The sequence below is a fragment of the Flavobacterium subsaxonicum WB 4.1-42 = DSM 21790 genome, assembly GCF_000422725.1.
Classification (GTDB): Bacteria; Bacteroidota; Bacteroidia; order Flavobacteriales; family Flavobacteriaceae; genus Flavobacterium; species Flavobacterium subsaxonicum.
In genome coordinates, this window is sequence record NZ_KE383909.1 from 229359 (window position 1) to 243664 (window position 14306).

At 40.6% G+C, this 14306-nt stretch carries 14 protein-coding genes; 5 read left to right on the plus strand and 9 right to left on the minus strand.

Annotated features, from left to right (window positions below; genetic code table 11):
- Positions 1–11: 11 nt before the first annotated feature.
- Positions 12–869, minus strand: a complete 858-nt coding sequence (locus G509_RS0111455; protein ID WP_026991658.1) for a DMT family transporter — start codon at positions 867–869, stop codon at positions 12–14.
- A 148-nt stretch (positions 870–1017) separates the two neighbouring features.
- Between G509_RS0111455 and G509_RS0111460 the strand changes: the two genes are divergently transcribed.
- Positions 1018–2637: a S8 family serine peptidase gene (locus tag G509_RS0111460; protein ID WP_026991659.1), complete on the plus strand. Its 1620-nt coding sequence runs from the start codon at positions 1018–1020 to the stop codon at positions 2635–2637.
- Between the two features lie 30 nt (positions 2638–2667).
- Positions 2668–3609: an NAD(P)H-dependent flavin oxidoreductase gene (locus G509_RS0111465; RefSeq protein WP_035738900.1), complete on the plus strand. Its 942-nt coding sequence runs from the start codon at positions 2668–2670 to the stop codon at positions 3607–3609.
- Positions 3610–4026: 417 nt separating this feature from the next.
- On the opposite strand, the gene G509_RS0111475 is transcribed toward G509_RS0111465, so the two are convergent.
- From G509_RS0111475 to G509_RS0111510, 7 genes are all read right to left on the minus strand, one after another.
- Positions 4027–4644: a YiiX family permuted papain-like enzyme gene (locus G509_RS0111475; RefSeq protein WP_026991662.1), complete on the minus strand. Its 618-nt coding sequence runs from the start codon at positions 4642–4644 to the stop codon at positions 4027–4029.
- Between the two features lies 1 nt (position 4645).
- The gene (locus tag G509_RS0111480) at positions 4646–5119 is read right to left on the minus strand and encodes a hypothetical protein (protein ID WP_026991663.1); all 474 of its coding nucleotides are present in this window, start codon (positions 5117–5119) and stop codon (positions 4646–4648) included.
- 81 nt (positions 5120–5200) lie between these two features.
- A complete protein-coding gene (locus tag G509_RS0111490; RefSeq protein WP_026991664.1) occupies positions 5201–6619 on the minus strand; it encodes an alkaline phosphatase in 1419 nt (472 codons plus the stop codon).
- Between the two features lie 169 nt (positions 6620–6788).
- Positions 6789–7142, minus strand: a complete 354-nt coding sequence (gene rplS / locus G509_RS0111495) for a 50S ribosomal protein L19 (RefSeq protein WP_026991665.1) — start codon at positions 7140–7142, stop codon at positions 6789–6791.
- Positions 7143–7537: 395 nt separating this feature from the next.
- Positions 7538–8212: a tRNA (guanosine(37)-N1)-methyltransferase TrmD gene (gene trmD / locus G509_RS0111500; RefSeq protein WP_026991666.1), complete on the minus strand. Its 675-nt coding sequence runs from the start codon at positions 8210–8212 to the stop codon at positions 7538–7540.
- A 184-nt stretch (positions 8213–8396) separates the two neighbouring features.
- The gene (locus G509_RS0111505) at positions 8397–8846 is read right to left on the minus strand and encodes a DUF1569 domain-containing protein (RefSeq protein ID WP_026991667.1); all 450 of its coding nucleotides are present in this window, start codon (positions 8844–8846) and stop codon (positions 8397–8399) included.
- A 38-nt stretch (positions 8847–8884) separates the two neighbouring features.
- Entirely contained in the window at positions 8885–9688 is an 804-nt protein-coding gene (locus G509_RS0111510; RefSeq protein ID WP_026991668.1) for a class I SAM-dependent methyltransferase, read from the minus strand.
- A gap of 102 nt (positions 9689–9790) precedes the next feature.
- Here G509_RS0111510 and G509_RS0111515 point away from each other — a divergent pair, with 102 nt between their 5' ends.
- Positions 9791–10723 carry a peptidylprolyl isomerase gene (locus G509_RS0111515; protein ID WP_026991669.1) on the plus strand — a complete coding sequence of 311 codons (933 nt, stop codon included), beginning with the start codon at positions 9791–9793 and terminating at the stop codon, positions 10721–10723.
- A gap of 139 nt (positions 10724–10862) precedes the next feature.
- On the opposite strand, the gene G509_RS21970 is transcribed toward G509_RS0111515, so the two are convergent.
- Entirely contained in the window at positions 10863–12995 is a 2133-nt protein-coding gene (locus G509_RS21970; protein ID WP_051200168.1) for an RICIN domain-containing protein, read from the minus strand.
- A 190-nt stretch (positions 12996–13185) separates the two neighbouring features.
- Here G509_RS21970 and G509_RS0111530 point away from each other — a divergent pair, with 190 nt between their 5' ends.
- Positions 13186–13731 (plus strand): hypothetical protein, encoded by a 546-nt coding sequence (locus G509_RS0111530; RefSeq protein WP_131450720.1) that lies wholly within the window; start codon positions 13186–13188, stop codon positions 13729–13731.
- 92 nt (positions 13732–13823) lie between these two features.
- Positions 13824–14156 (plus strand): tRNA-binding protein, encoded by a 333-nt coding sequence (locus G509_RS0111535; protein WP_026991671.1) that lies wholly within the window; start codon positions 13824–13826, stop codon positions 14154–14156.
- Positions 14157–14306: the final 150 nt, after the last annotated feature.

A 14306-nucleotide genomic window follows, 5' to 3' on the forward strand; every position in this document is an offset into this window, starting at 1 on the left:
TAGTAACGCTATTATTTATAGAGTTGCGAAAGCGCAATAAGTACAATGGCACCTAACGCTAATATAAGCCCAAGGTAATTAATTTTAGATACTTTTTCTTTAAAAATAAGTATCCCGGCAATGCTGCCCAGTACAATAACCCCCATATTCATGGCGGCAAAAACGGTAGAAGGGTTATCGGCAAATGCCTTATGGGCCTTCATGTAAAAAAGGATATTTCCAAAATTAAAGATACCCACCAACGCTCCAAACGCCAGGTTAATAATGTTGAGCTTTATGCGCAAAAATATAACCTCATACAGCACAAATACCACCATAACAGCCAGGGCGCCACAAAAAACTAAAAATAGAGACGTGGTGTAGGGAAGGGCTTTATAAAGCGCAATTTGTTTAAATAACACGTCTATTACGCCAAAGCCTACTAATACAATGGCCGGATACAGCCAGTTGTTGCCGGCTTTGTCTTTCTTTTTAGAAAGTATAAGCATGAGCGCCGGAAAACCAACGGCAAGCCCAGCTAATTTTAGGGTGTTGAATTGTTCTTTAAATATAAACCAAGCTGCCAGTATGGGTATAAATAATGATAATCGTTGGGCGGCATCGGTACGTACTATGCCCACATGCCTTACAGATGATGCTAGGAATAAAAAAATAGTTGGCAGCAAAAGCATTAGAGGTATGTAAATGCCCCAGGGTGCAGTACTTGTTACAACGTTAATATCAGGACTAAAAAACAGGTAGCATAATATAATAGCAAATACATAGTTAAACAGCACAATTTGTGTAATGCAGGTATCATGATTGCGTATGGTTTTAAAAATAATTCCTACCGATACACTGCAAATGATGCTAAGAACAAGGTAAAGCATTTTAGGTATAGTTTTTACAGGTGCAAAAATACTGCTTATTTGTATATATGGTTGTAGTAATTAATCAAACTATTGCCTTATATTTCTACGTATCTATATATCCCATTGCTATTTATTACTTAAATTTGGCATAATTACAATTGCTTATATGAAAAAGATATTACTTTTTACTTTACTGGTAATTTCCGGTATTGCCAATGCCCAGCAGGATGCCTGGGTTTATTTTACAGATAAGCCCGATACGGCCTATTACCTTGCCAATCCGCTCGAAATGCTTACTCAAAAAGCCTTAGACAGGCGTGCTGCCCACAATATTGCTTTAGACGCTATAGATGTGCCTATACACCAACAATATATAGACGATGTTGCTGCATCTGGCGGCATTACCGTTATGGCTAAAAGTAAATGGCTTAATGCATTGCACGTTCGCGGTACACAAGCTAATATTAGCACGCTCGGTAATCTTTCTTTTGTGGCGAGTATAGATTATGCCGACAAAAATATTACCGATGTTAACAAGCAGGCTAAAGTGCAGCAGCCAAAATCTGTTGCAAAGGTTTCTGATGTTACCGATGTGGCAGAGAATTTTAGCTACGGGCAATCGGGCACGCAGATAGAAATGCTTAACGGGCACCTGCTACACCAACAGGGGTATACCGGGGCGGGAATGACAATTGCCATTTTAGATGCCGGTTTTCCGGGAGTTAATACGGCAGGGCCTTTCCAAAGATTGTATGATAACAACCTTGTTTTAGGAGGCCATAACTTTGTGGGTGGCAGTGAAGATTTTTATACCGGAGGCAGCCACGGCACTAACGTGCTTTCAACCATGGGTGGCTATGTAGAGGGCCAATTAGTTGGTACTGCGCCAGATGCGTCGTACTATCTTTTTATTACCGAAGATGTTAGCAGCGAAAACCCTGTAGAAGAATCGTACTGGGTAGAAGCCGCCGAAATGGCCGACAGCCTTGGGGTTGATGTTATAAACACGTCTTTAGGGTATTTTGATTACGATAACCCAAACTATAGCTATACGTATGAAGATATGGACGGGCAAACGGCCTTTATAAGCCGCGGCCTGGATATAGCTTTTACGCGTGGCTTGTTTTGCGTAACATCGGCAGGAAACTCCGGTGCGTCTGCAGATCCTTATATATCGGTACCGGCTGATGCCGTTAACACCCTTGCAGTGGGTGCTGTAACATCGTCTGAAGAGTATGCTTTTTTTAGTTCTATTGGCCCATCTTACGATGGCAGGGTTAAACCCGATGTAATGGCTATGGGGCAATCGGCTACTATATCAGATATATTTGGAACTATTACTACCGCCAGCGGAACATCATTCTCTGGGCCTATAACTGCGGGCCTTGTAGCTTGTTTATGGCAGGCAGCACCTGCTAAAAGCAATGCCGAAATATTACAGGCCATTAAAGAGTCGGCGGATCGTTACAATAATCCCAACGACCAATATGGTTACGGCATACCCGATTTTGCACTTGCCTTAACCTTGCAAACCGATAAGTTTACAACAGCCGAACCGTTTGTTATATATCCTAACCCGTTTAAAAATACGGTTAGCCTGTCGCTACCACAAGGTATAGAAGCGGCTACCATAACCCTTTATAACAATTTGGGCCAGGTTGTATGGGAGCAAAACGTTACTACTGCCAAGCCCGAAATTGCTGTACAAAACCTATCAGGTGGTATTTACAGCTACAGGATAAGCTCGGCTAACCAGTCGCAATCAGGTAGGTTGATAAAGGAATAATCTATTATAAGTGTAAGTTATAGTACTTTGATGAACAAGATCACCCAACTTTTTAATATACAATACCCAGTAATACAAGCCGGAATGATATGGGCCAGTGGCTATAAATTGGCCAGTGCTGTTAGTAATGCAGGTGGCCTGGGCATTATTGGTGCAGGTTCTATGTACCCCGATGTTTTAAGGGAGCACATTCGGAAATGTAAAAAGGCGACTGATAAGCCTTTTGCAGTTAATGTGCCTATGCTGTACCCCAACATCGAAGTGATAATTACTATTATTGTTGAAGAAGGGGTTAAGATTGTGTTTACATCGGCAGGTAACCCTAAAACGTGGACAGCCTTTTTAAAAGAAAAAGGCATTACCGTAGTGCATGTGGTTAGCAGCGTAAAATTCGCCCTTAAAGCGCAGGACGCCGGCGTTGATGCCGTAGTTGCCGAAGGCTTTGAAGCCGGTGGGCATAACGGCCGTGAGGAGACTACAACCTTTACCCTGATACCTATGGTTAAAGAAAAACTAACCGTGCCGCTTATTGCGGCTGGTGGCATTGCTACAGGCAGGGGTATGTTGGCGGCAATGGTTCTGGGTGCCGATGGCGTTCAGATAGGCAGCCGTTTTTTAGCTTCGGTAGAATCGTCTTCGCACGAAAAGTTTAAACAAATGGTGGTGGAATTGCAGGATGGCGATACGCATCTTACCTTAAAAGAACTGGCCCCCGTAAGGCTTATTAAAAACAAGTTTTTTCATGATGTAGTGGCGCTGTATGCAACGTCGCCTACGCCAGATGCTCTTAAAGCTCTCCTGGGCCGTGCCCGTGCTAAAAAGGGCATGTTTGAAGGCGACCTTGAAGAAGGCGAACTGGAAATTGGCCAGATTGCCGGACTTATTAATGATATTAAGCCTGCCGGCGATATTTTGCGCGACATTATTGCCGATTTTGAAATTGCTAAACGAGAAGCTCTGGAGTTGTTATAAGGTTTTATGATTTCCTTTTAGTCATTTCTAGTAGATACCATATAAAAGTAAGTTGCCCTATCAAAAATAAAGATATGGATATTGCTGTAAGCTTAATAATTAAATCTATTTGTGGTGATAAATTTATCGCATCAAAATTATTAGTTATGATTACCAACGTAGGGAGAGGTAGAGTTAGTACTAAATAAAGTAAAATTACTCGCCTGTCTAAAACTTTCTTTCTTAAAAAGATGCCGTAACAAATTGCTATAAAAATAAGCCAGGGAAAGGCTAATATAGCCAATGAGATATAGGCCGGTAACAGTGTAGTATGCCATCCGGGAATAGTTGAACTTGTAAAATCATAGAAAAAAACATTACATATTATATAAAATGTATATAGTGTTATAAGCACTAACAAAATTTTTCTGATCATAATTACTTTTCCATTACTGTTATCAATAAATTACTATTAAACATAGCTGCCGGCGATATAACCTTTTCGTTTTTAGGAATGTTATTACCGTAGCGTTCTTTTAACTTTTGTCTTACTGCGGGGTTAGAGAGGTCAAATTCTTTAAGCGTTTGCAGATGACCAATTTCTATGCCGGCACCTTCTTTGTAAATTTTCCAAATCAGTTCAGAACAATAAATACGGTTGTTGCTCCATTCAAAATATAAATCATAGTCTTTGCCCGTAAAAGTTTTACCTATGGCTTTCATTTTTTGCAGTACTTCTTTTGTTAGTGTTTTTTCAGCATCTTTTAGTCGTTTAATTGCGTAATGTGCATCCTTACCCCGGGCAATCCATTTATTTAAGGGTGTTTTTGTTACAGGTTGTATGGCTTCAAATACAAAATAATCGTTTCCCTCTTTATAAACAATACCGCAATGCGAATATTTTGACTTTGTTGCCAATTGTATAGCCTGACTTTGTGCCGATGTTGAGGTCTGGAAAATAAGGTCGCCATTTTGTAAGACAGATGTATCTACCGTTGGTGTTTGCTTACAGCTGTAAAGTAGAACAGCAGTTATGAGTAAGTAGATATACTTCATTTTAAATGTGTTTAGATTTTTCCCCTATTTTAAAAGCAGTAATGGCAAATAATACAGTCACTATAAACTGTATTGCTATTAGATATATTGGATCGGCAATAAAATTATGTACTACAACTTTTTGCGGAGGGCTGCTTAGCGGAGGGTATATCGTCCAACCCTCACTTAGCGATAATTTGTCGTTTAAGTGTATTGCGCCCGATATAACTATAATCAGTAAAACATTGTAAGCTATATAAATATAATTACAGGTTTTGTTTTTAAATTTCAGCGAAAGCACTCGTATCAAATAGATTATAAAACCAAAAACTATAATTAGTATTGAAATAATATCAATGGCATCAGTAACATATACAGCATCATAAAAGGCTATTAGTAAACTGCTGAGGTTGCATATTTGTAATACATAAAATGCTGCCACTGCAATAATTACAGTCAGGCAGAACCAAAGTAGTTCTTTTAAAAATTTATTCATTTAAGTGGGTAAAATTTGGCCACAATATATAAAAAAAGCACCTTATGTACAGGTGCTTCATTTATTTTAGTTTTGCAGGAATTAAAACTTGTTCTCAACCTCTGCCGCTTGCAGCATTAGGTAATGCAAATCGGTGTTTTTTACAAAAGGCTTAAGCAATTCGCTGCCGGGGCCAAACATAGCAAGGTTAACATAATCGGCACTATGGTCCATACTAATCCATCCCACAGAGTTATTTTTTTGCTGAATTTGCGCAAACGCTTTAAACGGAACCTTTTTGTAGTTATATAATCCGCCATCTTCTTTATGCAGCCCGTCATAATAGGTTAAAATGGTTTTGGCATCCTCTTCAGCTATTGTTTTGCCATTTGCCATCTCAATCAGTTCGCGTACTTTGGCAACAGTAAAATCAGGCTTTATCTCGTTAAGAATCCACTCGTTAGTGTGGGTATATTTCTGAATGCTGTCAAAATTATCGTTGGCATCTTTGCCATAAATCACACCCGGATTGGCATTACCATGATCTGTAGTAATAATAACAAGCGTTTCTTTATCTTTTTCGGCAAAATCAAGGGCAACTTTAATGGCTTCATCAAACGCCACCTGATCGTACAATAAAGCACCAACATCGTTAGCATGCGCACCCCAGTCTACTTTACCGCCTTCTATTTGCAGTACAAAACCATTTTTATGCCCCTTCATACGGTCAATGGCTTTTTGTGCCATTTCGGCAAGGGTAGGGGTAGTGCTCTCCAATGCCGCATCGTTTTTTCGGTCGATGCTATACGGTAAACCGTCTTCTGCAAAAACACCAAGAACAGGCTTGTCGTTATTGGCAGCAAGCATTTGCTGCTTTGTTTTAACCACCTGCCAGCCTTTGGCTTTGTAGGCAGCATACATATCGGCTTTATCTTTGCGCAATTCAGCATTAAAATACTTGTCGCCACCACCCATCATAATATCAAAACCAAGGTTAAGATAATCCTGCGCTATATCTTCCTGGGCGTTTCGGCTATCGTTAGTAACGCAAAAACCTGCGGGAGTGGCGTGGGTAATGGGCACGGTGGTAACGCACCCCGCCATTTTACCGGCTTTTTTAAACTTTTGCCATATAGGCATGTATTTTTCTCCGTTGGGGCCAACGTTTAGTACGCCATTTTTAACGCGTACACCGCCACCCCAAGACGAACTTCCTGCTGATGAATCGGTTACGATAGAACTGGCCGAAGCCGTATCCATAAGGGCATGGCTAATGCGCTGGTCTTTATAAAGCTGTAACCAGTTAGAGCCTTTGCCGGTTTTGCGGTTAAGGTATAAATCGGCCATGTTAAGCGTGCCGGTACTCATACCATCGCTTACCATAAAAATTATATTTTTGGCCTTTTTGTTTTTGTGTAGTGTGTTTAAGTCCACTACGTGTGCCGACCCTTCAAGCGGGTTAAGCAGGGTAGCACCCAATGTAAAAAGCGACCCATTGCGGAAAAATTTTCTCCTGTTCATGTAAATATTATAGTTTTTTCCAAAGTTAAAAACTATAACCGGTTCTAAAATTTTTTGAGTGTTAATTGATGATTATTTTAAATTGGATGGAGGCACTGCGGTGCAGGTAGGGGCAAAAAAAAATCCTCTCCGGTTAAGGAAAGGATTTTTATATACTTCTTGTAGAAGACTATCTTCTTCTTTTTTCTTTGATCTTGGCTTTTTTACCAGTAAGATCTCTAAAGTAGAATATACGAGCTCTTCTAACTTTACCTCTTTGGTTAAGTTCGATTTTTTGTAATGCAGGCATGTTTAATGGAAAAATACGCTCTACACCAACTGCACCAGACATTTTACGGATAGTAAATGTTTGAGTACTACCAGCACCTCTTTTTTGGATAACTACACCTTTAAAGAACTGGGTTCTTGTTTTTTCACCCTCTTTAATTTCGTAGTACACAGTTAGTGTATCTCCGGCACCAAATTCAGGGAAATCTTTTTTTGCAACAAATTCGTTCTCGACAAATTTAACTAAATCAGACATGATTTTTTATTTAATTGTTTATATCAGAGCAACATACCACGATTATCGCCAGAGGTTGACCCGATTGCGGCTGCAAATATAGAAAATATTTTAGAGTTAGAAAGAAAAAGCAACATTTTGTTTGAGCTTCTGTCTTCTCTTTTCTTTTGTCTTGAAACAAAAGAAACAAAAATTCAAGGCTACATCTTTTTTAGCTACAAATTATTTCGCTTCGGCTAAATCATTTGAACTTGCTTCGCTTCAAACAACAAATGATTTTTAACGCCTCTTCTCATAATTTGCTTAACGCAAAAAGATGAGGCCGCCTTAAGCTTCACTCGGCAGGCTTACTCTTACACGTTAATAACTAACGGAGTAATCAACCTGAAACCTGAAACAAATTTAAACCTGAAACATTATTCAAGTAGATCTGGCCTGCGGGTTTTAGTATGTTCCAGTGCCATGTCTTCGCGCCATCTGTCTATGTTGGCAAAATTGCCGCTTAGCAATACATCGGGCACTTTCCAGCCTTTGTATTCGGCAGGGCGGGTGTATATGGGCGGAGACAGCAGGTTATCCTGAAAACTATCGGTTAACGCAGATGTTTCGTTACTTAGCACTCCCGGTATCAGTCGTATAATAGAGTCGGCTACAACAGCCGCGGCAAGTTCGCCACCCGAAAGCACAAAATCGCCAATAGAAATTTCTTTAGTAATAAATTGGTCGCGCACGCGCTGGTCTACACCTTTATAATGGCCGCATAAAATTATTATGTTTTCCAGCAAAGACATGCTGTTAGACATTTTTTGGTTAAGCGTATCGCCATCGGGGGTCATGTAAATAACCTCGTCGTACTCGCGTTCGCTTTTAAGTTTAGTAATACAAGCGTCGATAGGTTCAATCATCATAACCATACCTGCGCCGCCGCCAAACTGGTAGTCGTCTACGTTTTTTTGTTTGTTGGTGCTGTAATCCCTAAGGTTGTGCAGGTGTACCTGTACAATGCCTTTATCTATAGCACGTTTAAGTATAGACGCTTCAAAAGGGCTTCTAAGCAGTTCTGGCAGTACGGTAATTATGTCAATGCGCATTTTTAGGGTTTCAGAGTTTCAGAGTGGCAAAGTTACAAAGTTTAATTGGCAACAAGCAATAGGCAAAGAGCAATTTGCAATCGTTAATAGACAGCATCTAATTTAAATAAGAGATTTGCAAATTTAAAACGAGAATAAGTTGCCAATTGTTTATTGTTAATTAAATAATTTGCTTTGCAAATTATTACACACCAAACTGTTTTAAATGATAATCCAGGTGTTTCCATTGCAGGATATCCCATTCTGCGTAAGTCATCTCGCCCAAAAGTGGATGTCGGGTGGCTTTAATGGCGGCATGGCCATCTTTGGCAAAAGTGGCTACCAGGGCTTTTAAGCCGTCTTTGGCTACATCAAATTTAGGCTCGTATTTAATTATAAATTCCTGTATGGTAGACTGGTCTTTATGAAACAGCTTTGCGCTGTTAAGTTTCTTTCGGTACGAGCTTGCAAAAAAGTAGCTTTTCCAGTGCGGTTTAACATGAAGGATGCCAAAAGCCATTTTAATGGGTTCCTGGCAGTGCTGCATCATCTGGCTAACCGTCATAACCCCCCATTGAGAAAGGGTCATAGGGTTTAGCTGGTCTATGCGGTCTAATATATTTTGATTCCCCTTAGGGTCGTAAAGGCTTTCCATTGTGTGTGTAATATTTACGCAAAAATAAGAATAATCTGTTAATATGTTTTAGTTCCAGTAACGGAATATACCATTGGGATCTTATTATCTAAATGGGCAATGCGGTACCTGCCGGGTTCATATTCTACCGTACCGTTAAAACAGTTGTACGACGAATAATCGTATTCTTTAAAACCGCTTATAGTAATGCCTGCGCTTAATAGACAACCCATTACCTCGCTAAGGCTGTGATTCCAGGTAATCATGGTGTTTTGTAAAGGGGCATTGGTTTTGGCGTAGGTGTCGCTTTCAGTTTCAACAATAGCGGTGTCTTTAAAATAATTGTAAGCTACCTTTATAAAATTGGCGTCAAACATCCATACTACCGGATGAAATTCGACAAACACAAACCTGCCGCCCGGTTTTAAAAAGTGAGAGACAACCCCTGCCCATTTATCCAGATCGGGCAGCCAGCCAATAGTGCCGTAACTGGTAAATACAATATCAAATTGCTCATTAAGTACATTAGGCAAATTGTACACATCGCAGCAAATAAAACGGGCATTAAGCTGTAGCTCATCTGCAATTTCTTCGGCCTTTTGTATGGCTGTTTCGCTAAAATCTACCCCTGTAACATCGGCGCCAAGCCTTGCTAACGATAGTGTATCTAAACCAAAATGGCATTGCAGGTGCAGCACTTTTTTGATGGCAACATTACCCAAAAGCTCTAATTCTACAGTGTTTAAGGATGATTTACCATTAAGAAAGGCCGCAACATTGTAAAAATCTGATGCTGCGTGCACCTGGGTTTTACTGTTCCATGCTTTTTTATTTACATCAAGGTAGTTGTCTTCTTGGTTCATGGTGTTGGCTTTGCTTTTCAAATTTACCTTTTTGTTATGAAATGGGACTTATAAGAGTTAAAATTAATTCGTAAATTTGCACCTCACAAAACAAATAAAACAATGGAAAACGGAATTTACGCAAAATTCAATACATCCAAAGGTACTATCCTGGTTGAGCTTACTTATGATAAAACTCCGGGAACGGTAGGTAACTTTGTTGGCCTTGCCGAAGGTAACCTGGAAAATAACGAGAAGCCACAAGGCAAACCATATTATGACGGACTTGCTTTTCACCGTGTTATTGCCGATTTTATGATACAGGGCGGTTGCCCACAAGGTAAAGGTACAGGCGGACCGGGCTACCAGTTTGATGATGAATTTCACCCAGACTTAAGGCACGATACACCTGGTGTTCTATCTATGGCTAATGCTGGCCCGGGTAGCAACGGTTCTCAGTTTTTTATTACGCATGTGGCTACACCATGGTTAGATAACAAACATACTGTGTTTGGGAAAGTTATTGAAGGCCAGGATGTTGTTGATGCAATACAACAGAACGATAAAATTGAAACGTTAGAAATTATACGCGTTGGCGAAGATGCCCAGAAATGGAATGCTATCGAGGCCTTTCGCACCTTTGAAGGATCGCGCGAAAAACGTATTGCAGAGGCTAAAAAACAGGCTGATGAGGCTTTGGATAAAATAGCTGCAGGTTTCCAGAAAACCGAAAGTGGCCTGCGTTACCAGATTATCCAGAAAGGTGATGGTAAACAGGCTGAGAAAGGCAAAACAGTATCTGTACACTATAAAGGTGCATTGGTAAACGGCCAGGAATTTGACTCGTCTTACAAACGCAAGCAGCCTATTGAGTTTCCGTTAGGAAAAGGTAATGTTATTGAAGGATGGGACGAAGGTATTGCACTGCTTAAAGTAGGCGATAAAGCCCGTTTTGTTATACCATCTCACCTTGGCTACGGTTCTCGTGGTGCAGGCGGCGTTATACCACCGGATGCTACACTGATTTTTGATGTAGAATTGATGGACGTAAAATAGTATTTAGTACTTAGAATTAAGTATTAAGATAGAAGGCCGCCCATTACGGGTGGCCTTTTTTTTGATATAAAAACCCGATACGCTAAATAAAGTATCGGGTTTAATCATAATTCGTAATTTTAAATTCGTAATTATATCTTTATTCTTTAAGTAGTTTTAAGGTTTTGCTTACGCCTTTCTCATTCTCAAAACGGATGATGTAATAACCTGACGAAAGGTTGCCGGTATCTATTGTGTTTTCTCCGCTGGTAACAGTTCCGCTTGCAATAGTGTTTCCGGTAAGGCCAATAAGGGTGTACGTACCGGCTTCTAAGCTTGTAAGTGTAACAATGCCGTTAGTAGGATTAGGGTAGACAGATATACTTTTAATATCGCTATCAACTTCTGCTACACCTAAAGAATTAAGTTTAGCAGTGCTTTCTACCTGATTTAATTGCCACTGCTGGTTATCGCCACCGCCGTAAGCCCAAACCTGTATTAGTGCACCATTGGCTGTAGAAACATCGGTAACATCCAAAGCTTTTCCGCTGTACACATTATCTATCCTGTAATAACCGTTACCAAGACTGGCAACCGTCCATTTAGACGTATTATCGTTGGTAAAGCTTTTTTGCTGCACTTTAATGCCGTCGACAGTGCTGGTGCTGGCAAGTGCCAAATACATACCTGTAGATTTAACCCTTATGTAATACTGGCCATTACCGGCGCTCTCAAACCGCCAGCGTTGGTTATTGCCGCCACCGTTGCTAAGTTCCCACTGTTGTATGCTTGCGCCGCTTGTAGTGGCGTTGTTGGCAACATCAAGGCCTTTTACACTTAGTTTGGAAACAATATTGTAGTAACCCGGAAAGCCTGATGGTGGGGTAGAACCGTCTGTCCATTTAAAGCTTACCGCCGATGATGCAGGCACGGTATAATTAAAGGCATTGGCACCTGAAACTACTTTGATGGTGTTGCTTCCGCCCGAATTATAGATTACCAATATGGTTGACCCATCTGAATTTTTAAATGCCGATGCTGTTATGCTGCCGTTACTGCTGTTAGATCCAATTCTTACCGCGCCGCTTTTTACAAATTTAGATACCTGCCCTATAATGTAATACGGGCTGTTACGGGTGTAGCTGGTGCTGTTGTTAATTGTTATGGCACCAAGGCAGGTAGTGCAGCCGCCGGGCGTTCTTGGCCCGTACTGGGGGTTGTTGGCAAGGTTCCATTCTAAGGCTACTTTTGCCCAATTGTTGACTGACCCTAACACTATATTTTGCATGTGCCAGCCAAAATCGCCACTAAAGCTGCCCGGGCCGCCTACCCACTGCTCTGTAAAATATACGTTTTTGCCTGTTGCATTTTTAACAGTTGTCATGGCCGAGATATTGCCAGCATACAGGTGAAAGGCTGCACCATCTACATAGCCGCTGTTGTTTAGCACATCTATTGGGTAAGCGGTGTTATCGCAATTATGGTCGAACGCAATAATTTTAATACCCCCAAATCCTGCCGCTGCCATTTGCGGACCCAGATGGTTGTTGATGAAGTCTTTCTGCTGACCCGAGTTCATTAGCATGCTTGGCTCGTTATACGGGTTTTCGGGTTCATTTTGAGGTGTGATGCCCCAAATAGTAATGCCCTGTGCCTGCATGGCCTGAAAGTATTTTACAAAATATCGTGCATAGGCTGCATAATAGGTAGTTTGCAGGCTGCCACCCACCCAGCTGTTGTTGGTTTTCATCCAGCGCGGGGCCGTCCACGGGGTTGCCAGTATTTTGATGTTGGGGTTAATGGCCAGTACCTTTTTTAAGATAGGTACCAGGTAGGTAAGGTCGGGGCCGGAGAGGCTAAAGTTATTCATGTTCGTATCGCCCGACGATTCGTTGTAACTATAGCTGTAACTGCTAAGATCGGATGCGGCAATACTAATACGCACTACAGATGAACTCAACCCTGTTGAAGGGTTAAATAGTTCCTGCAACAGGTTATTTTGTTGTGTTGCTGCTAACGAGTTGATAACCTCGGCACTGCCTTCGGTAAGTGTCCATCCAAAACCGTCTATGGTTTGGTACGTGGTAGAGGGCGTAACGGTAATTGTAGAAGCGTTGGTGCCGGAGTTGGCACTAAAGCTAACTGTAGCTTGTTGTTGCAATAGCTTACTCTGGTCGCCCGAAGTAATCCAGGGGGTTACGGTTTGCCCGTATGAAGCATAGAAAAGCAATAAGAAAAATGACAGGTTGTAAAAATTGGCCTTAAAGCCCGAGGTAGGTTGGTGTTTTTTCATAATTAAAAATTTTAGTAATATATGTTTAAGGAAAATCTAAAATTACCGGTTTTAATTATCAAATCGTCATTTTGTTAACTAATCAAAAACACATCAACAGCAGTATTTTGATAATTATTTCCATATTTCATGCTGCTTTAAGCCTGGTTTGCTAATTGGAATATTGCTTATATTTGCTAAAAAAAATTACATGCGTTACCTTATAGCGTTTTTATTAATCAGTTTATCGGCTAAGGCACAGCAAAATGCCATGCATTGCGGGTATGATTTTACGTCGTATGTGGTGTTGGATGTTCATGAAGACGGAAAAAAAGAAAATATTAAGAACCTTAAGATTACAATTGTAGATAGTTTGGGTAATGATGTTATTAACGTAAATAACCTTTACAGCTTTAAATTTGCCAACCAACCCATGAAATTTGGTTTTAATTATCTTATTGATGATGAAAATAAACCGCTTGCCGAAGGTGCTGTAGCTAAAAAAGAACGTTACTTTTTTCCGTATGCTAAAGACAATTATTTTCTGTCGGTAGCCAATACTTTTGAGGCCGATAAATTTTCTTTTAAAATAGAAGATATTGACGGCAAGGCTAATGGTGGTAAGTATAAAACACTTGTATTGCCTTTATACAGTTATAATATGTATGTACTGTGCTCTAACGAAAGCCAGCAGGCATCGATGAAATTTGGCCGCAAGATGAACAAGCCGGTAGATGTGGTGCTTGAGAAGGAATAGTGTTCAGTTTTCAGTAATGCAGTGCTAAAATTAATTACTAAATCCAATGTTCAGGTTTTGAATAATCTGAAATCTAAAATCATAAATCTGAAATGCTAACCTGGGAAGAATTCGAAAAGACAGAAATGCGTGTGGGTACGGTGCTGGAAGTAAACGATTTTCCGGAGGCGCGTAAACCGGCGTATCAACTGACCATTGACTTTGGCGAGGCTATTGGCATACGTAAAACATCGGCGCAGATAACTAAACGCTACACTAAAGAGGTTTTGGTGGGGAGGCAGATAGTTGCTGTGGTAAACTTTCCTAAAAAGCAAATAGGCAAGTTTATGAGCGAATGCCTGGTGCTTGGTGCCGTAGGGCAGGAGGGCGACGTTATATTGCTTGCTCCTGATTTTAAAGTGGAGAACGGACTGAGGATAGGGTAGGGTGTATTTTGCAGTTTATAGTCGTAAGTGCAGTTATACACGTACCTCGCGATGACGATGCGAAGGGAAATGGTTAAGTAGCAACCAGCATAAAATAAAAAAGTCCGTAAACTAATAGTTTGCGGACTTTTTTACTGTTTTATAGTGTAG

Bases quoted from the DNA above. Each gene is read 5' to 3' on its own strand.
- G509_RS0111455 (WP_026991658.1), bottom strand. From the start codon at position 869: ATGCTTTACCTTGTTCTTAGCATCATTTGCAGTGTATCGGTAGGAATT.
- G509_RS0111460 (WP_026991659.1), top strand. From the start codon at position 1,018: ATGAAAAAGATATTACTTTTTACTTTACTGGTAATTTCCGGTATTGCC.
- G509_RS0111465 (WP_035738900.1), top strand. From the start codon at position 2,668: ATGAACAAGATCACCCAACTTTTTAATATACAATACCCAGTAATACAA.
- G509_RS0111475 (WP_026991662.1), bottom strand. From the start codon at position 4,644: ATGAAGTATATCTACTTACTCATAACTGCTGTTCTACTTTACAGCTGT.
- G509_RS0111480 (WP_026991663.1), bottom strand. From the start codon at position 5,119: ATGAATAAATTTTTAAAAGAACTACTTTGGTTCTGCCTGACTGTAATT.
- G509_RS0111490 (WP_026991664.1), bottom strand. From the start codon at position 6,619: ATGAACAGGAGAAAATTTTTCCGCAATGGGTCGCTTTTTACATTGGGT.
- rplS (WP_026991665.1), bottom strand. From the start codon at position 7,142: ATGTCTGATTTAGTTAAATTTGTCGAGAACGAATTTGTTGCAAAAAAA.
- trmD (WP_026991666.1), bottom strand. From the start codon at position 8,212: ATGCGCATTGACATAATTACCGTACTGCCAGAACTGCTTAGAAGCCCT.
- G509_RS0111505 (WP_026991667.1), bottom strand. From the start codon at position 8,846: ATGGAAAGCCTTTACGACCCTAAGGGGAATCAAAATATATTAGACCGC.
- G509_RS0111510 (WP_026991668.1), bottom strand. From the start codon at position 9,688: ATGAACCAAGAAGACAACTACCTTGATGTAAATAAAAAAGCATGGAAC.
- G509_RS0111515 (WP_026991669.1), top strand. From the start codon at position 9,791: ATGGAAAACGGAATTTACGCAAAATTCAATACATCCAAAGGTACTATC.
- G509_RS21970 (WP_051200168.1), bottom strand. From the start codon at position 12,995: ATGAAAAAACACCAACCTACCTCGGGCTTTAAGGCCAATTTTTACAAC.
- G509_RS0111530 (WP_131450720.1), top strand. From the start codon at position 13,186: ATGCGTTACCTTATAGCGTTTTTATTAATCAGTTTATCGGCTAAGGCA.
- G509_RS0111535 (WP_026991671.1), top strand. From the start codon at position 13,824: ATGCTAACCTGGGAAGAATTCGAAAAGACAGAAATGCGTGTGGGTACG.